The organism is Streptomyces hyaluromycini, assembly GCF_002217755.1.
Taxonomy (GTDB): Bacteria; Actinomycetota; Actinomycetes; order Streptomycetales; family Streptomycetaceae; genus Streptomyces; species Streptomyces hyaluromycini.
Window position 1 is genome coordinate 285,247 of record NZ_BCFL01000023.1, and the last position, 17,507, is coordinate 302,753.

Here is a 17,507-nt window from a genome sequence, read left to right on the forward strand (position 1 = left end):
GGCCACGGCCCGTCAGACCGGCCACCAGCCAGGCCCGAAGGAGCCGGTCCGGCCATCGCCGCCGGTGCGGGCCTCCGTGGACCGCGACGTCCCCGAGGAGCCGCCCGCCGCCGTGGGCGGGCGCGCGCGGGACCGCTTCGCCCACGGTTCCGCCGCGGCCGAGACGGCCCCGCGTACGGAACCGGCCGCCACCGGACCCGGACGAGAGCCCGGTACCGCCTCCGGCGTACCCCTCGGCGAACACGGCCCGCTGATCGCGGGCCGGAAGGACGGCGGCGCGGCCGCTCCCCCGCCCGCCGGGGGCACGCGCCCGGTCTCCGCACCCATGAGCCCCTCGGGACAGTCGGCCGGTCCGCCGCCGGACCCGGCCGTCGTCCGCGCCGCACTGCGACAGGCCCTCCCCGCGCCGCGGGCTGCGGCGGGCGGTGCCGGGGCCCCGGAACGGGCCACCGCGGCGCCCCACATCACCGTCAACATCGGCCGGGTCGAGCTGCGGACCACGGCCCGGCCCACCCCTTCCGGTTCCGGCACCCCCCGTCCCGCCGGCCCCGGGCCGCGCCAGGACCCGGCCGACGGCGCCCGGCCGCTGTCGCTCGCCGACTACCTCGCCGGCCGCGACCAGGGAAGTGGCGCATGAGCAACCACCTCGCCGTCGCGATGGTCACCGCCGTGATCAGCCGGCTGCTGAGCGAGGCGCTGGCGGCGGCCGGGCCCGGCGGTGTGCAGAACGCCACCGTGACCACCCTGCGCCCGCAGACCCTCGCGGCCGCGGCGGACGACACCGCGCACGGCATCAACGTCTACCTCTACCGGGTCGTCCCCAACGCGTCCTGGGCGGCGTCCGCGCTGCCCGCCCGCCGTGCCGACGGCACCCTGATCGACCACCCCAGGCAGGCGGTCGACCTGCACTACCTCCTGACCTTCTCGGGCGACGACTCCGCGCTGGAACCACAGCGGCTGCTCGGGCTCGCGGTCACCACGCTCGCCGCGCATCCGGTGCTCCGCCGCGAACTGGTGCGGTACGTGGTCCAGCAGGCGGCGCAGACGGATCCGGCCGGCTGGCAGCAGTACGCGGACCTCGACCAGCAGCCGGACGTGGTCCGCACGAGCCTGCTGCCGCTGGACGTGGAGGAGATGAGCAAACTGTGGTCGATGCTCTTCCACAACCCCTACCGGCTGTCCCTCGCCTACCAGGCGACGGCGGTACTGCTGGACGGACTGGAGCCCCCCGCCGCACCCGCGCCCAAGGTGCTCACCCGGGTGGTGACGGTGGAGCCGTCGACCGCCGTTCCCGCGGTCAGCGGAAGCTGAGCGGCCGATGACCGAGCCCACCGAGGTCGCCGAGGTCACCGAGCCCACTGAGCCCACCGAGCCCACGGACGCCTGGCTGTCGGCCAACCACCGCTATCTGGTCGCGGCGCTGGAGATCCTGCGCTGCCGGCTCGCCGACGACCCCGCGCCGCTGCGCAAGGCCCAGGCCGCCCGCAACCGGGCGCGGCGTGCCATGACCGAGCCGCCCGCGCTGGACCGGATCGCAGACGGCTTCGGCCTGTCGCCGTTCGAGCGGGACGTGCTGCTGATGGCCGCGGGCCCCACGCTCGACACGCCCTTCGCGCACGTCTGCGCGCAGGCGCAGGGCGACAGTTCGCGCACCTATGCGACCTTCGCCCTGGCCCTGGCCAAGCTGCCCGGGGCGCATTGGACCGCCCTCAGTCCGGCGGGCCCGCTGCGCCGGACACCGCTGCTGCGGCTCGCCCATCCCGACATCCCCACGACGAGCGCGCTGTACGTCGAGGAGCGGATCCTGCACGCGCTGGCCGGTGTCTCGTACCTCGACCCCGAACTCGAACCGTACGTCGCCCCGCCGGCCGAGCCCGAAGCGCTGTCCCCCGCGCTTGCGGAGGCCGCGCGGGCCGTGGCGGCGATCCGGTCGGCCGAAGGGGGGCCAGGAGCGGCACCGGTGCTGGTGCACGGTCGTCAGCGGGCCGGACTGCGGCATACCGCGGCCGCGGCATACCGGTCGGCGGGGCTGCGGCCGGTCTGCCTGCGGGCGGCGGATCTGCCGGCCGACCCGGCGGCGCGGGACCGGCTGGCGCGGCTGTGCGAACGGGAGTCGGTCCTGACCGGGATCGGCTGGATCATCGACGTGGACGACGCGGTGCCCGAGTGCGGCCGGACGGCGATGGACCTGGCGGGCCGGCTGGCGGCGCCCGTGGTGGTGACCGCACGCGAGCCACTGGACGGGCCGGGGCCGCGCCGTCCCGTCCGGGTGGCCGTCGGCCGCGCCTCGGCGGACGAACTGCGCACCGTCTGGCGGCAGGCTCTGGGCCCGGCCGCCGCGGGCCTGGACCGCTGGATCGACATGGCCGCCGGTCAGTTCGACCTGGACGCGGACGACGTGGCCGCCGTGGCCGCCGTGGCCGGGCAGGATCCGCCGCCGGCCGACGGCACGGCGACCGACCCGGACGACACCGGGGCGCGGTTGTGGGACGCCTGCCGCCGCCAGGCCCGGCCCGCCCTGAACGGCCTGGCCGAGCGGATCGAGCCCCGCGCCGACTGGCAGGACCTGGTGCTGCCGGCCACCCAGGTACGGGTGCTGCGACAGATCGCCGCCCACGTACGGCACCGGCTCACCGTCTGGGAGGACTGGGGCTTCGCCGCCCGCAGCGGCCGGGGCCTGGGCACCGCCGCGCTGTTCTCCGGGCCCAGCGGCACCGGCAAGACGCTGGCCGCCGAGGTGATCGCGGGCGCGTTACGGCTCGACCTGTACCGCATCGACCTGAGCCAGGTGGTCGACAAGTACATCGGCGAGACCGAGAAGAACCTCAGCCGTGTCTTCGACGCCGCCGAAGCCGGCGGCGCCGTCCTGCTCTTCGACGAGGCCGACGCGCTCTTCGGCAAGCGCAGCGAGGTCAAGGACAGCCACGACCGGCACGCCAACATCGAGGTGGGCTATCTGCTCCAGCGCATCGAGGCCTACCGGGGGCTGGCCGTGCTGACCACCAACCTCAAGGACTCCCTCGACCCGGCGTTCCTGCGCAGGCTGCGCTTCACGGTCCCCTTCCCGTTTCCGGACGCGTCCGCCCGCGAGGAGATCTGGCGGCGCGTCTTCCCCGAGCAGACGCCCGCCGAGGGCCTCGATCCGGCGGCCCTGGCCCGGCTGTCCGTCTCCGGCGGCACGATCCGCAACATCGCCCTCGGCGCCGCCTTCCTCGCCGCCGACGCGGGCCGCCCGGTGGCCATGGACCACCTCCTGGCCGCGGCCCGCACCGAATACGCCAAGCTGGAACGCCCGTTGACCGGTGCGGAGGTGGCCGGATGGACGGCGCGGTGAGCGGAGAGGGTCGCTGATGTCCTCGAATCTGCCCCACATCCCAGACAGATCCGCGTCGGCCATGGATGCGGTGCGGAGGGTGTTCAAAGCTCGGCGCAGGGCGGAGTCCTCGGATCCCATGGGGACCGAGAACTCGCCCGCGCCACCTGTCGGCCTCGCTTTCTCCACGGTCTCCATGCAGGTGAGGAGGTCGCGCAAACGGGCACTGGAGGCGGAGGACATCGCCGAAGAGAGCCGATCGGCCAGGGGCAGGCGTGGGCCTGCGGCTCGCCAGGCCGACGTCGGCGACGACGAGGACGCGATGCCGCAGGAGGAGCCGCAGGCGACGCGTTCCTTCCTGCCCGGTCTGCCGCCGCACTTGGCCGAGGCCGTGAACCAGCAGACGAGGTACATCGCCGACGGGCTGGTCGCGTACATCGAGAAGTACCACCCGCGGCTGCGCTCGCAAGCGACGGCGAACGTGCCGACCGAGGCGGACGCGCCGTACCGGACCATGTACGAGGCGTTCGTCTCGTCCACCGAGTACGAGGCGGCCACCATGGCCCTCCGGACGTCCGCCGCATACGACGAGAACCAGAGCGTCTTCGGCCGGAGCTCCCCCACGTACCAGGCACCGCCGTCCGGGCCGGCCGCGCAGCGCAAGGACGAGATCAACCAGGCGAGCACGAAGCGGGGCCTGAACAAGGCCGCCAAGAAGGCCGGGCTGGAGCAGATCGCCACGACCTTCGAGGGCAAGTGGAAGGCGAAGCTCACCGCCGCGCCCCCCGTGTTCAAGTGGAACGAGAGGGTGCTCGAACTGCTCGTCGCGCTCTCCACGGCGCTCTTCGCGGCGATCTCGCGGATCTTCACCACTCAGGAGGTCGAGGCGATGTTCGTGAACGGCCGCATCCTGGTCAGCGCCAACGAGGCCCCCGCGGTCAAGACGCTCGTCGGCGCCACCCTGAACGGTGTCTTCGCGGATGGCGCGGCGCTGTTCGCGGCGCTCAGCGGCCCGATCTCCCGCGAGAACGTGGCCGCGCTCGCCGGCCTGGTCTCCGTGCTGGGCACGCCGGCCGGCGGCGGGGAGCAGCTGACCGACGAGCAGCGGCGTGGCGTCCAGATGCTGGGGCAGGCGCAGCTGGACAACGCGATCCTGGACGACCGCGAGGAGGCCGAGGACCTGCAGGGGGTGCTCACGACGGTGCGCCGGATGCTGACCGAGGATCTCGCGTTGCTCTCCGGCGGGTCGGCCGAAACGGCGGGGAAGCTGATCACCCACCCCGGATACGCAGGCCGGATCATCGTCGTCGACGCGGGGCAGCGCCCTGCCGCCTCGCCCTCGGCGAAGGCAGACGCCTGCACCCACGCGGAGCAGAACCTCATGCTCGCGCTCGCGTACTCCAAGTACCGGGGCGGGGCGCAGGTGGCGGGCAAGAAGCGCCCATGCGCCTGCTGCTACCTCACCCTCAAGCTGGTCGACGACCACGGCTACCGGCTCAAGTACAACCAGCAGGCCGGGGGGTTCTGGAGCGGGACGACGTATCTCGGGCTGCTGAAGGTCGCGCGCGAACTCGGCAGCCTCGACGCCGCGCAGCTGAACGGCTGGATCAAGAGCGTCCTCACCGCCCATGAGTTCAGGCAGTACGTCACCCTGGTCAAGGGACTGGCGCCTGACGGGTACCAGGTCGCGGCCACGGACGTCATCGGCTCGAAGGCCAAGGCGAGCGGGCGGTTCACCACGTCCGAGGGACCGGCGTCGATCCGTCTGCGGTACCCGGCCCCCACGGATGCCGCGGGCGACGAGGAGGAGGACGAGGAGAGCGACCGCATGAAGGAGGGGTACGAGTAACCGGCGACAAGGCACGACGAGCACGACTCGACATCCAGTTCAGGCGGGCCGCCCCGCCCCCGCCCCGGCCGGAAGGGACACGGCGTGACCCCGGACGTGACCGTCGCCATCGACACCCTGGTCGTGGAGGTGGACGAGGCGACTGCGCGCGCCGTCGCCGAGGGCCGTGCCGAGGCCCTGGCGCCGGCGCTGCTGGCCGCGCTGCGCGGTCACCCGGCGTTCGCGGACGCCGCTCGGCGGGTCAGCCGACGTCGAAGCCGCCCAGTCGGACCACCCACAGCGTCGGCGCGTGCAGAGCCACCAGCCCTCCGGTGGAGCCGGTGACCGTGAGCTGCAGGGTGTGGCTGCCCTTGGTCACCTGGGCGGTGCCCATCGCGGTGACCGGTACCCAGGTGCCCCCCGGAACGGCCAGATAGCCGACTCCCCACTCCTTGCCGCCGCTGTCCTTGCCGGGGAAGTTCCCGTCGACCAGGACGCGCATGGTCAGTGCGTGGTTCAGGTCCGAGGTGGTGCCGTGGCCATGGCCGATGAGCAGCAGGGTGGCGTCCGACTGGAACTGGATCTGCTTGCTGATCATCGTGACCGTGGACACGATGTTGTCGAAACCCACCTGTCCGTTGTCCGGCTTGAGCAGTTCCACGCCGAGGGCCTGGCTCTTCAGCCCCGGTGCGGTCAGCCCGCCCTGCGCCGTGAGCGGGCCGGTCACCGTGCCGCCCGAGAGGTCGAGCTTGCCGGTCTCGTGCCGCAGTACGGCTGCGGCGAGGTCGTTCCAGTCGGCGGACCGCACCGGGTCGCCGGGGGCCTTGTCGGCCAGGTTCTGGTCGAGCGTCATCGCCGTGTCTCCTCATAGGGTCGCTGCCATCGGCAGATCACTGGAAAACCCCCTGGTCGAACGACGAGTTGTCGAACACCGCGCCGTCGGGGGAAAGCTGCACCCAGAACCAGCAGGTGAAGTCGGCGCCGCGCACGTCGTCCACGGTCGGCAGCAGCAGGTCGGTGCCACCGTCCTCGGGCCGGACACGGGGAAGCGCGAGGCCGTTGAGGACCCGCTGGGGGTCGGCCGCGTGGACCACGGCGCGACCGCAGACGGTGAGACGGCAGTAGAGCCGGTCGGCCAGTGCGCCGTCGAGCAGCCGGATCGTCAGCTGCTGCAGCCAGTCGTGGAGCGGGGCGGCCGGCTCCCAGGTCAGCTGCTGTCCGGCGACGGCGGTACGGCCGGCCAGCGTCACCGGCTGGGTGCCGAGGACCGCGCCGGGAGGCAGGTGCCAGTCGGCGCGGTCGGTGGACGACAGCGGAAACGGCAGGTCCATGGTGACCGTGAGCACCGGACGGCCGGTGGTCACCACCGGGACGGGCGGGCCGTCCAGCGCCACGGCCAGGCCGCCCAGCAGGTCCGCGGGGCTGATCCCGGTGTCGTTGCGCAGCTCCCGGCCGGCGCCGGTGAGCCGGACGTCCACGACGTGCAGGCCGGGGGCGAAGGGCGGCGTGGACGGGTCGGGGCGTGCTTCGGCGAGCGGGGTGAACAGCGCCCGGCAGTCGTATGTCCTGGTCCAGGCGCCGTCGTTGAGGTCGAGCAGGGCGATGGCGGCGGTGTGGTGCTCGATGCCGTCCGGGGGCCGGAACGCCGGCGTGCCGTCGGGGTCGCGGGGCCATTCCACGGTGCCGGCGAGATCCGGGTCGAGGTCGGTGTCCTCCCAGGCGGCGGTCCTGGCCGGGATCAGCCAGTAGTCGCCGGTGCGGTGCGACGCGCCGTCCTCGAACTCGACCTGTACGCCGTCCTCCAGGTCGACCCAGCCGCCGCCGACGGGTACGGCGCCGGGCGAGTCCCAGCGCCGTACGACGACCGGGTCGGCGAGGTCCCCGTCGGCCGGGGCGGGGCCGCTCCACTCCGTCACGCGCAGCATGGTGCCGTCGGCCGCGTCCAGGCGGCCCAGGAAGCCGGGTTCGTGGCGCCGGGTGCGGGCCAGGTCGCAGACCTCCACCCAGTCGCCCTTGGCGAAGCCGAGCCGTTCGTCGCGGGCGGGGGTGTCGATCGCCAGGGTGGTGGCGGTCGCGTCCGTGGTCAGGCCTACCACCAGGGCGGCCACCGAGCCGTTGTCCCGCGACCACACGAACGACGGAACGTCCTCGCCGCCTCTGTGGATCTCGACCCGGTACAGCTGGTTCTCCAGGCGGCGGTAGCCGGCCGAGGGCGGGATGACGCACGGGGTGGTGGCGGTGGCGTCGGGCTCGGCGCGGGCCCGCAGCCGCCCGGACGGCAGGCTGTTCCGCGGTGCCCAGGGCGCGGCGACGTCGGCGGGCACCGCCTCGGGGCCCGGGGCCGGCTCCAGCCGCACCTGCCAGACGGTACGGCTCCTGGTGCCGGTGTCGGGGCCGCCGAGGGCGACCTCGCGCAGGTCGGGGCGCTCCAGGGCGGTGAGGTGTTCGCGCCACACGTCGAGGTAGGCGACGTAGCGGCCGTCGCCGGTGGGCAGCCGGGCACCGGGCAGCTCGGGCTGGGCGGCGAGCGGCACCGGGGCGTCGATCTCGCAGAGCACGCCGTCGACGTAGTAGCGCCCGGCGGACAGCGTCAGGTCCGCGCCGGGAGTGGCGGCCGGGGTGCCGCCGTCGGGCGTGGTGATCGCGAAGCCGGCCGCGTCCTTGGGGCCGCCGTGGACGCCGACGGTGTCCCGGGCGGTGGTCTCGTCCAGGTGCAGCTGGATGTCCAGCTGCTCGTTCCAGTCGGCGTCGAGCGCGACCCGGCCCTGTTGCAGCAGCACGCCGCGGTAGTGGTTGCCGGGACGGAACGTCCGCCGGGTGAAGTCGCCCTTCATCGCTGTACCTCCGCCGTGGTCCGTTCAGTCCGCTGAGTCCGCTCAGTCCGCAAGGAAGACACCCGCCTCCAGGCCGAACCGCAGGTGGTCGTCGAGGCGGCCGGTCAGGTCGGCCAGCCGCCTGGGTTGCCGCAGGTAGCGGTACGCGCCCATCTCCTCGCCGTTCTCCGCGCCCTCGGCGATCTCCGCGGGGCAGCGTGCGGCGAGCCGCCCGAAGCCGGGCGCGGCCGGGTCGAGGGCGTCGAAGGCCGGGGCGACCCGGCCGGCCGCCGCGTCGTCGGCGGGCTGGCAGCGGTAGCGGCGCGGGACGCGGGAGTCCGGTGGCGCGTAGCTGAACCGCAGGTAGCCCTGCTGGCGCCAGACGACCTCGGCGCGGTCGCGCAGGATGCTGTCGCTGACCGTCAGGCTGCGGGCGGTGGTGCGGCCCAGGACGGTGCTCGCCTCGATCCCGACGTCCGCCGGCTGCGCGTCGAGGGCGAGGCCGCCGGCGCGGGGACCGACGATGCTGTCGGCCAGATCCAGCGTGGGGACATCGCTCAGCCGGACTCCGGCGCAGACGGTGCGCAGCAGCCGTACGGCCAGCCGCGGATTGGCCTCGGCCGAGACCAGGCCGCCGTCGGGGAGGGTGGCGGCGCGGTCGCCGACGAGGGTGCAGCCGGACACCACGAGATGGTCGAGGTTCCCGGGCGCGACGGTGATGCGGCCTTCGACCGACAGGCCGTCCAGGACCAGCTGGGACGGCTGCGCCACCTGGCCGCCGGGGGCCGCCGCCTCGATGGTGCCGGTCAGGTGCGGCCGCAGGCCGACGGCGCCCAGGGCGGCGGGGCGCCCGCCGGCGGCGAGGACGATCAGCCGGTTGCCCGGCGGGATCAGGATGCGCCGGGGGCCGGTGAGGTCCTCGTCGTAGGTGGCGCTGTCCTGGACGGCGATGACGCCGACCTGTCCGGGGCGCGGGTCGGGGCGCTCGTTCCAGGCGGTGACGGCGGCGCCGAGGGTGGTGACGGTGGGCACGGACGGGTCGCCGGAGCCGGCGAGGTCGCGGCTCACGGCGATCTGCCAGTCGGGCGCGTCGGGCCAGGGGGTGCCGGCGGCGGCGAGCGCGGTCGTCAGGGTGGCCCGGCGGTCGTACGGCCCGGCGCCGAGGTCGCCCGGGGAGCCGTAGGAGTAGGCGACGCGCACCCGCTCCGGCGCGCTGCCGGGTGGCAGGGTGAGCCGGCCGAGTGCCGGGTCGACGGCGACCTGCGGGGCCGCGCCGTCGGACGGTGCGGGCGGGCGGGCCCAGTCGGTGAGGTCGGCGCAGATCAGCCGGGCGGGCTCGACCGGGCCGTCGGGCAGCGTCACCGTCAGCAGCGGGTCGGGTCCGGCGAGCAGCGTGGACGGGGATCCGGCGCGGAGTGCCGTCAGTTCCTGATGCAGCCTCAGACGGCGCAGCGGGGCCGGGGCGTCGGTCTCCGCTGCGGGGGCCGCGGCCGAACGGGGTCGGCTGAACAGCGGCAGGTCGCGCCCGGCCGGGTCGAACGTCCAGCGGCCGGCCGCCGCGTCCACCGCCCGGGCGTCCACGCCGGTGCAGGGATGGGCGGCGAGCCGCCACAGGTGCAGGCCGACCACGCCGATGTTGTGCCGGCCGCGCCGGCGGTCGGCGTGGCGGACGTCCACGGTGCGGGCGGTCCGGTCGAAGGGGGTGCCGATGAGGGCCAGCCGGGCGGTGTCCCGCAGGTCGGGGGTGCGGACGTCGCCGGGGCGCGGATGGTTGACGTTCTGGGTGGTGCCCAGCAGTTGGAAGTACTCCACGACCCGGACCGGCCGGCCGGTGATGTCGCGGGCGGCCTCCTCCAGCGCGCCGGGGGTGCCCTTGCGCCGCCGGTTGGCGAGGGTGTGGGCGACCAGGGCGCGGCGCGGGACCGCGCCGCCGGGGCCGCCGGGGAGGTCTCCCGGCCCCAGCAGGTCGGCGAGGTAGGGCAGCACCCATGCGGCGCAGGTCTCGACGAACCAGTTGTCGTAGAGCCCGTCGATGTCCTCGCGCAGGCGCAGCAGTTCGTCCTCGACCACCTCCAGCAGGGACCGCAGGGGGTGGCCGAGTTCGGCGTCGCGGCTGCGGTGGACCTCGGGCAGCAGCCGGTAGACGGGGCGGTCGGGGTCGGCGGGGGTCACGGCACCAGCTCCGTCACGGTGATCCGGCCGGGGTCGGCCAGCAGCAGTTCGGCGGGGAGCACCCCGGTCCGGCCGAGGCGGGCGGGGCGCGCGACGAGCACCTCGGCGACGGCGTCGCCGTCGGGGGCATCGCCGAGGTGCAGCGCACGTACGGTGGCGGCCAGCACGCCGGGCACCTGCTGGACGAGGGTGAGCACGCCGGAGGCGGGCACGGGCCGGGCGAAGTCGCCCCGGTCGAAGGAGTAGGCCGTGCGCAGCGCCTCCTGCACCGCGTCGGCGACCTGCTCCCACTCCCGGTCGGGGGCGGCCAGGACGGCGACGGCGACGGCGAAGGCCAGCGGCCGGTAGCTGTCCAGGCCGAGCCGGCCGGGGGGCCGTCCGGCCGCGTCCAGCGCGGCGCGCAGGGCTGCAAGGGTGTCCGCGGGCACGTCCGCCCCGCCGGGGCCGGCCACGGTGAGGTGGACGAAGGGGTGGCGCGCGCCCGGCAGGGCGGTGGCCGTGGCCTTGGCGATGCCGGCGAAGGCGCGGGCGAAGTCCTGGTGGTCGTCGAGGGAGACGACCCGGTCGAAGGTGCGCACCGACAGCGGCGCGGCGGTCCTGCCGTCCGCCGGTCCTTCGGGGGCGGTGCCGCCGGTGGCGGGCAGGGGGTTGGTCACGTCCCGGATGCCCAGCGGCCGGGCCGGGAGCAGGGAGAGCGCCCCGGCGGGCACGTTGCCCGCGGGGCCGGTGCCGCTGCGGTAGTCGGCCCGGACGTTGTCCTGCCCGGACGGCAGGCGGGCGCCGCGCTCGCCGTCGCCGAACCGTACGCCGACGGAACCGTCGTCGCCGATCCTGACCACGTACCCGCGGTCGTGGGGGCCCAGTTCGTACAGCGATGCGGCCTCGGTCCACTCGACGTCGTCGACCCGGACGCTCAGCGAGTCGCGTACCCCGCCGGGCACCGGCGCGGTGGTGTGGGTGAGGTCCCCGCGCAGCAGGGTGAAGCTCTGGTTGCCGGTCGCGCCGTCGCCGCTGCCGAGCACCTCGTCGATGACGCTCTCCCCGGCGGTGGCGGCGACGACGTTGCCCAGTACCCGTACCGAGGCCGGATCGAGCGGCAGCGCCAGCGGCTCGGCGAGGGTGAGCTGGGTGCCGTCGACGGTGGCGGCGCTGCCGGCGACGGTCACGGGCTGGGTGGTGGGCCGACCGTCCGGGGTGCTGCCGGTCACCACCACGGTGCTGCCGCGGGTCAGCTCCACTGACCGGTCCAGCAGCAGGTCGGTCCCGGTCACCGGCGCGGTGACCGGCTCCTCGGCCAGCCGGAGGCGCTCGCTTCGGGCGTCCACGGTCGTGGTGCGGCGGTCGAAGGGGGCGATCGGGCCGGAGCCGCGCAGCCGCAGCCGGGTGGTGGTGGCGGTCAGGCCGAAGTCGGCGGCGGCGGACAGGTCCGCCGTCACCACCTCGTACAGCTCCACCAGGCCCGGGGCGCGCAGCACCAGCCAGGAGCCGGGCAGCACCTCGCGGTAGGGCGCGTCGAGGTCGAGGACCGGGTCGCCGCCGTCGGCGGGGTAGGTGAGCGCGAACCCCGGCCACTGGGTGGGCAGTGGGGTCGTCTGGTCGGAGGGCGCGTAGTTGCGCCGGACGGTGTCGGGCATGAGCCGCCAGTCCGGGGCGTTGTGGCCGAAGAGCGCCGCCCGCTGCCGGAACGCGTGCACCTCCACCGGCGCGGGAACGGCCGGAGCCTCCGGGTCGGTCAGGTCCAGCGGCTCGTCCCAGCGGACCACGGTGGTCGCCGGGCTCCCGGAGGCGTCGGCGGGGTGTGGCTCGACCTCGGTCAACACCCGCAGTTGCCAGGGTTGTTGGCCGTCGGGGCGGCGGATGAGCAGCGGGTCGCCGGGGCGCAGGCCGGTGGTGACGCCGTCGAGCAGCACCTGGGCGGCACCGGTGGTGATCTGCTGCGTACGGCGCAGGCGCAGCCGCATCGCGTTGCGCTCGGCGCGGGCGGTCAGCTCCTCGGCCGTCTCGAAGGTCTGCGGCAGTTGGCCCTGGCCGGGGATGCTCTGCACCCGGGTGCCGGCCGGGACGACGGCCCGGGCGCCGGGGTCGACGGCATCCTCGACGGTGAAGGACAGCCAGGTGGCGGCCGCGACGCCGGGGGCGAGCTCGTAGCCGATCGCCCGGGCGAGTTCGAGCACCGACCGGCGCTCGGTGGCGGTGTGCAGAAATCCCTCGCGGGCGATCCGCTCCTGGTAGAAGGTGACGATGTCGGCCACCGTGGCCCAGGCGTCCAGCAGGGCGACCGCGGGGTCGGCCGCGTCCTGCGTGGTCAGGGCGGGCAGCCGCAGGCGCAGTGCGGTCAGGGCCCGGTCCAGTACCTCGGCGTGCGTGCCGGCGCGGTAGGAGAGGCCGGTGCGGCCTGCCGGGTCGGCCGGCCGGGCGGGGGCGGCGGGCGCCGCGGTGTCGTCGGGGTTCACGCGCCGCCCTCCGTCAGGAAGTCGATCCGTCCGTGTTCCGGCCGGCTGGGGTCGTTCATGCAGCGGGGGACCTCCTGGCGGCCCATGGCGATCAGCCCGGCCGCCCGCTCGCCCGCGGCCGGCCGTCCCCAGCGCCGGAAGCGGTTGGGTCTTGGCGGGGTGTCGTCGGTGTCGACCCAGAGCACGCCGGGAACAGCCGAGGCGGCCGCGACCACGTGGCTCAGATAGACCGGCCGGCCGAAGGCGAGTCTCGCGGGGTGGAAGAAGCCGGGGGTGCCGTCGGCCCGCAACCCGGCGGTGAACACCTCCAGCAGGTCCCGTCGCACGTCGCTGCCCAGACACCCGGGCACGACGTGCACCGTCAGAACGATGTCCAGCGACACCGGCACGACCGCGGTCACCCGTACGTCCCCGCCGGCCATCCGGTAGTCCTCCAGGTACGCGGCGGCCTGGGCCCGGAACGCGCGGTCCGCAGGCAGACCGTCGGCGCGCTCCACGGTGACCGTCTCGGTGTACCAGGAGCCGGTCCAGAGGCGGGCGGCGACCGCCTGCCGCACCTGCGGCAGACGGCCCGTCACCTCGGCGTAGTCGGCATCGGTGACGGCCCGCTCCCGGACCCGGAAAGCCTGCGGCGCCCATTGCCTGACCTGCTCGACCGGTTCCGGGTCGGTGCCGCCCGCGGCCGGCAGCGGGTTGCCGACGCGGACGCCGGTGACCGGCACGGACAGCCGGGTGAGGGTGTCGCGGCCCACGTTGCCCGCCGTGCCGCCGCCGGTCCGGTAGGCGGCGGTGAAGGCCGTCCCCGGGACGGGGGCGCGGCCGCCGTCCCCGTCGCCGAAGCGCAGGTAGGCCCGTCCGTCGTCCTCGGTCTCCACGACGCACTGCGCGGCGTACGGGCCCGCGTCCAGCAGGTCGCGCACCGCGGTCCAGGGTCCCGTCCCGTCGTGCAGCGCGGCCAGCGCGGGCAACGCCAGGGCCGGGTCCACGGCGAGAGCCTCGGCGGCCGGCCGGCCGAGCGCCTGCCGGTGGTCGTACGGTACGGCGTGGGCGAGCCCGGGGCGCGCGAGCCGGGGCCGGTAGCGGCCGCGCACCGGGACCTCGGCCGGCACCAGCGGCTCGGGGCCGACGAGGGTGCCGTGCTCGGCCGGCACGACGTTGGCCCGGGCCACCGTGGCCCCCACGGTGCCGGAGTCACCGTCCGGGAACCGCCACAGCCGCAGCGCGAACGGCGGCGCGTCCTGCCGGAACCAGCTCACCCGCACCAGCTCGGTGCCGGTCAGCGGGTCGGTGTCCGCGACCGGGTCCGCGTCCAGGCGCACCGCCCGGCGCCGCATCGGGTCGGCCGTCCCGGCGCTCCCGTCGTCGCCGAGCACCTCCTGCAGGACCAGCACGTCACCGGCTGCCAGGCCGAGCCCGGCAGGGGTGCCGACCAGGGTCGCCCCGGTGGCGCCGGCCGGCAGCCAGGCGCGCTCCTCGCCCCAGGCGTACAGGTCGACGGCGTTGCGGGCGGTGCGGGCGGTCAGCGGGTGCAGGGTGTGGAAGACGGCGTCGGTGCCGCCGTCCGCCGCGCCGGCCTCCGTGCCGGCCGGGAACGCGGTGCCGTCCGCGCCCGGGTCGGCGTCCAGGGCGAGCCAGACCCGGGCGGCGGCCCCGTCGTGCATCGGGTAGTCCAGCAGCCGGGCGTGGCGGCGCACCGACACCCGGCGGCGTGCGGTGCCGAGGTAGGCCTCGGTGGCCACCGCGTCCTGGGCGTAGGCGAGTTGGTCGCCGAGGTGGGCGAGGATCTCCGTGACGGTGACGCCGAGGTCGGCGGGGCTGCGGTCGCTCCAGCCGGGCAGCAGCAGGGACAGCCGGTCCAGCAGCAGCCGGCGCAGCCCGGCGTAGTCGCGGCTGAGGTAGTCGGCGGCCGGCACGGGCGCGGGCACCGCCGGGACGGTGCGCGGCGGGCGCGGGTCGAGGTCGGTCGGGCAGTCCACCTTGAAGGTGAACGGCACCTGGGAATGCCGCAGGTCGAAGCCGTACCGCTGCGGGTCGGTGAGTACCAGGGTGTACGGGGAGAAGTCGCCGGAGGAGCCGGTGCGCACCACCAGCAGCCGGTCGGGGTCGGGCAGCGCCGCGAAGGCCGCCACGTCGCCGGCGGTGACCCGGTCCGGGTCCGCGGGCCCGTCCGGGCCGCCGGCCTGGGCGGCGGCGAGGCCGCTCGCGGGCAGCGCCCACACCACCGGCACCGGGTTGAGCGCCCGGTCCCCGCGGACGCCGCCCACGACGGTGAGCGAGCCTGCGTCGAGGCCGGCCGGCACCGGGCGCAGGCAGCGCACCAGCAGGGTCCGCTGGGGCGGCACCTGCGGCGGATGCCCGTCGTCCACCTCCAGGCCCTCGAACGCGTTGAGCGTGCCGTCCGCGCGGACCGCCGCGAGCCGCAGCCGCGTCGCGTCGCCGGACCCGCCGGGGGCGCCGTACACCGGGGTGGCCATGTCGGACGCCATGTCAGACCGCCCGGGTGATGACGGCGGTGACGGGGGCGGGCGCGCTGCGGGTGCGGTACTGCACGGTGACCCGGACGGTGGCGTCGTCGGCGACGACGTCGACGGCCTGCACCTCGATCTCGGCCCCCAGCCACTGCTGGAGCGCCGCCTGCACCAACGCCCGGGTGGCCGTGGCCAGTTCCCCGGAGGCCGGTTCGAACAGCAGCTGCCGCAGGCCGCTGCCGAAACCCGGCCGGTTGACGCGTTCACCGGGCGCGGTGAACAGCACCTGCTCGATCAGCCCGCGCACGTACTCCTCGTCGTCGGCGCTCGCGGTGCGGCCGCGGTGGTCGACACGGAAGGGAAAGCCGATGTGCACCGGTCACACCCCCCGCACCCGGCGCTGGACGGCCACCTGCACGTTCAGCGGAGTGCCGGTGGGCGTGCACACCGACGGGCTGTCGGACAGCACCACAGGCACGCCGCCGGCCAGTACCCGGGTCGCGCCACCGGTCCACTGCGCGCTGACGCACGGCCCCGGGCCCGGCTGCACGGGCAGCGGGCAGCCGACGACGGTGTACGGCGCGTCGGGGGCGGCGACGGTCACCGGGACCCCGTCGACCAGGACGCGGGTGTCGGGCCGGGTCGGCACCGCCCGGCCGCCGTGCGCGCAGCCCACCAGGGCAAAGGCCGACAGCAGGTAACCGGGCATCAGACAACCTCCAGGGCGCCGTCGTTGACCGACACCGAGGCCTGGGTCAGCTTCACGCTGGACTTGCCGTTGGTCAGCTCGATGCCGGCGGCGGTCAGGGCCAGGCGCAGCTCCGCGGGCACCAGCGGCGGGGAGACCAGCACGGTCAGCCCGCCGGAGCCGGACCGGTCGTCCACGGTCACCGTCACCCCGTCGGTGCGGAACACCTTCGTCTGCGCGGGCGCCGGTGTGACGGGCAGCTGGCCCGTGCTCCAGAAACAGCCCGCCCATATCGGGTAGTCCGGATCGCCGCCCTCGAACTCCACCCACACGTCGGCGCCCACCGGGGGCAGCGCGAACAGCCCTACCCCGGGCCCGGCGTAGGGCACGCAGGGCATCGCCCAGACCCTGATGCTGTCCCCCAGGACGGCCGGGCAGCTGACCTGCACCCGGCCGAGCTGCCTGGGGTCGGCGTTGTCGGCCGCCTTCCCCCGGTACTTACCGTAGAAGCGGCTCATCGCGCACCCTCCCGCGTTCGGCCGGCGGCCCTGCCGCCGTGGATCATGGTCCGCTTCCGGATCGGCGCGGTCACCGCCTCACCGCCCCGCCCCGGACGGCGGTGGCAGCAGCGGCACGGTGCTCCCGGTGCCCTCGCGGGACAGCGTGAACCGCTGGGTGCACCGGCCGCGGGCGAGGGCGTGGGTGACCTGCCGCACGTAGTACAGCCCGTCGTGCTCCCACCCCGCCCCGCGTACGCCCACCAGGCCGCCCGCGGTGAGCAGCGTCCCGTAGCGCAGGGTGTCCAGCGTCCCCGTGGCCACCAGCGCGTCGTTGGACGCCTCGGCCGTGCCCTGGGCGCGGGCGGCCGCCTGCACCGCGCTCGGTCCGCTCTCGCGGAAGGCCACCGTGCGCACGTTCCGCTGGTTCACCGCCCAGTCGGGCGCGGTGGCCAGCGGCGGCCGCAGACTGCCGGTCCCGCGCACCGGCAGCACGCTGTCGCTGAGTGGGTCGAGGACCGACCCGGAGACCCGGACCGGGGCCAGCGGGTCGCTCCGGAAGGTGATCTGCTGCACGTTGGCGGCCGGACCGCGGCCGACCGACAGGGCGGGGGCCGGCGGTCCGACTCGCTTGGGAGGCCCCCAGTAGGCGGTGTTGACCAGCGGCGCCGGACCCGGAGTGACGTAGAAGACGTAGCCGAACCGCCGGGCCATCGCGGTCAGGTACGCCAGGTCGGTGCCCTGCTGCACCGGGGTCCGGTCGATCGGCAGCGGCGGGTCGACCACCGGCGGCGGGATCACCTTGGGCACCAGTCCGTACCGGGGGTAGCCGAGGATGAGCCGGGTCGCGATGGCCGCCTCGTCCTGGGCGGGGTGGGCGGCCGACTTCTCCTCCAGGTCCATCATCACGCTGACGTCCTCGCCGGTGACCGTGAGCCGGGTCGAGCCCGGGACCGTACCCGGCGTCAGCTCGCGGTGCGTGATCACTCCGTCCATCAGGACAAGCGGCCGGCCGCCCGTCGTGACGATCAGGATCACGCGGTGGAACGCCCGCAGCCAGTCGCCGGTCAGCTGCGGGAAGTCGACCAGGCCTGTGCCGCGGTCCCGTCCGGCGCCCAGCACCAGCTGGAAACCGGACCGGGCATCGGCGCAGGACGTCACCTGGACCTCCTCGATGCACCGCACCAGTTGCGCGGGAGCGGGAACGGGCACGGACGGCCCGAGAAGCACGGTCAGCCTCATGCCGCCCGACAGCATGCCCGGCCCTCCCCTCGT

12 protein-coding genes and 1 pseudogene are annotated in these 17,507 nt (G+C 75.3%); 4 read left to right on the forward strand and 9 right to left on the reverse strand.

Annotated features, from left to right (window positions below; genetic code table 11):
- From SSP29_RS30215 to SSP29_RS30230, 4 genes and pseudogenes are all read left to right on the forward strand, one after another.
- Positions 1-637 (forward strand): annotated as a pseudogene (locus tag SSP29_RS30215) (hypothetical protein); the annotation flags it as partial.
- Positions 634-1,311, forward strand: a complete 678-nt coding sequence (locus tag SSP29_RS30220) for a Pvc16 family protein (protein WP_089104007.1) — start codon at positions 634-636, stop codon at positions 1,309-1,311. The pseudogene SSP29_RS30215 and the gene SSP29_RS30220, both read left to right, overlap by 4 nt.
- A 7-nt stretch (positions 1,312-1,318) precedes the next feature.
- Positions 1,319-3,334, forward strand: coding sequence for an ATP-binding protein (locus SSP29_RS30225; protein WP_089104008.1), 2,016 nt, complete (start codon positions 1,319-1,321; stop codon positions 3,332-3,334).
- Between the two features lie 118 nt (positions 3,335-3,452).
- Positions 3,453-5,162, forward strand: coding sequence for a hypothetical protein (locus SSP29_RS30230; RefSeq protein ID WP_089104009.1), 1,710 nt, complete (start codon positions 3,453-3,455; stop codon positions 5,160-5,162).
- 241 nt (positions 5,163-5,403) lie between these two features.
- Here the strand turns inward: SSP29_RS30230 and SSP29_RS30235 are convergent, their stop codons facing one another.
- The 9 genes from SSP29_RS30235 to SSP29_RS30275 form a co-directional block, all read right to left on the reverse strand.
- Positions 5,404-5,994 carry a hypothetical protein gene (locus SSP29_RS30235; RefSeq protein WP_089104010.1) on the reverse strand — a complete coding sequence of 197 codons (591 nt, stop codon included), beginning with the start codon at positions 5,992-5,994 and terminating at the stop codon, positions 5,404-5,406.
- Positions 5,995-6,031: 37 nt separating this feature from the next.
- On the reverse strand, positions 6,032-7,975 hold the full coding sequence (locus SSP29_RS30240; RefSeq protein ID WP_089104011.1) for a DUF6519 domain-containing protein: 1,944 nt from the start codon (positions 7,973-7,975) through the stop codon (positions 6,032-6,034).
- Between the two features lie 42 nt (positions 7,976-8,017).
- Positions 8,018-10,126 carry a phage tail protein gene (locus tag SSP29_RS30245; RefSeq protein WP_089104012.1) on the reverse strand — a complete coding sequence of 703 codons (2,109 nt, stop codon included), beginning with the start codon at positions 10,124-10,126 and terminating at the stop codon, positions 8,018-8,020.
- Positions 10,123-12,579 carry a putative baseplate assembly protein gene (locus tag SSP29_RS30250; RefSeq protein ID WP_167450035.1) on the reverse strand — a complete coding sequence of 819 codons (2,457 nt, stop codon included), beginning with the start codon at positions 12,577-12,579 and terminating at the stop codon, positions 10,123-10,125. Before SSP29_RS30250 ends, SSP29_RS30245 begins: the two co-directional genes overlap by 4 nt.
- Entirely contained in the window at positions 12,576-15,065 is a 2,490-nt protein-coding gene (locus SSP29_RS30255; RefSeq protein ID WP_089104014.1) for a putative baseplate assembly protein, read from the reverse strand. The genes SSP29_RS30250 and SSP29_RS30255 overlap by 4 nt, the downstream gene beginning before the upstream one ends.
- Position 15,066: 1 nt before the next feature.
- A complete protein-coding gene (locus SSP29_RS30260; RefSeq protein WP_089104015.1) occupies positions 15,067-15,423 on the reverse strand; it encodes a GPW/gp25 family protein in 357 nt (118 codons plus the stop codon).
- Between the two features lie 3 nt (positions 15,424-15,426).
- Positions 15,427-15,756, reverse strand: coding sequence for a hypothetical protein (locus SSP29_RS30265; RefSeq protein ID WP_089104016.1), 330 nt, complete (start codon positions 15,754-15,756; stop codon positions 15,427-15,429).
- Positions 15,756-16,253: a phage baseplate assembly protein V gene (locus tag SSP29_RS30270; protein ID WP_089104017.1), complete on the reverse strand. Its 498-nt coding sequence runs from the start codon at positions 16,251-16,253 to the stop codon at positions 15,756-15,758. The genes SSP29_RS30265 and SSP29_RS30270 overlap by 1 nt, the downstream gene beginning before the upstream one ends.
- 78 nt (positions 16,254-16,331) lie before the next feature.
- The gene (locus tag SSP29_RS30275) at positions 16,332-17,474 is read right to left on the reverse strand and encodes a hypothetical protein (RefSeq protein ID WP_150135187.1); all 1,143 of its coding nucleotides are present in this window, start codon (positions 17,472-17,474) and stop codon (positions 16,332-16,334) included.
- Positions 17,475-17,507 lie beyond the last annotated feature (33 nt).

What these genes read in the sequence shown, in the direction of transcription:
- SSP29_RS30220 (WP_089104007.1), top strand. Translation starts at nt 634, where the DNA reads ATGAGCAACCACCTCGCCGTCGCGATGGTCACCGCCGTGATCAGCCGG.
- SSP29_RS30225 (WP_089104008.1), top strand. Translation starts at nt 1,319, where the DNA reads ATGACCGAGCCCACCGAGGTCGCCGAGGTCACCGAGCCCACTGAGCCC.
- SSP29_RS30230 (WP_089104009.1), top strand. Translation starts at nt 3,453, where the DNA reads ATGGGGACCGAGAACTCGCCCGCGCCACCTGTCGGCCTCGCTTTCTCC.
- SSP29_RS30235 (WP_089104010.1), bottom strand. Translation starts at nt 5,994, where the DNA reads ATGACGCTCGACCAGAACCTGGCCGACAAGGCCCCCGGCGACCCGGTG.
- SSP29_RS30240 (WP_089104011.1), bottom strand. Translation starts at nt 7,975, where the DNA reads ATGAAGGGCGACTTCACCCGGCGGACGTTCCGTCCCGGCAACCACTAC.
- SSP29_RS30255 (WP_089104014.1), bottom strand. Translation starts at nt 15,065, where the DNA reads ATGGCGTCCGACATGGCCACCCCGGTGTACGGCGCCCCCGGCGGGTCC.
- SSP29_RS30265 (WP_089104016.1), bottom strand. Translation starts at nt 15,756, where the DNA reads ATGCCCGGTTACCTGCTGTCGGCCTTTGCCCTGGTGGGCTGCGCGCAC.
- SSP29_RS30270 (WP_089104017.1), bottom strand. Translation starts at nt 16,253, where the DNA reads ATGAGCCGCTTCTACGGTAAGTACCGGGGGAAGGCGGCCGACAACGCC.
- SSP29_RS30275 (WP_150135187.1), bottom strand. Translation starts at nt 17,474, where the DNA reads ATGAGGCTGACCGTGCTTCTCGGGCCGTCCGTGCCCGTTCCCGCTCCC.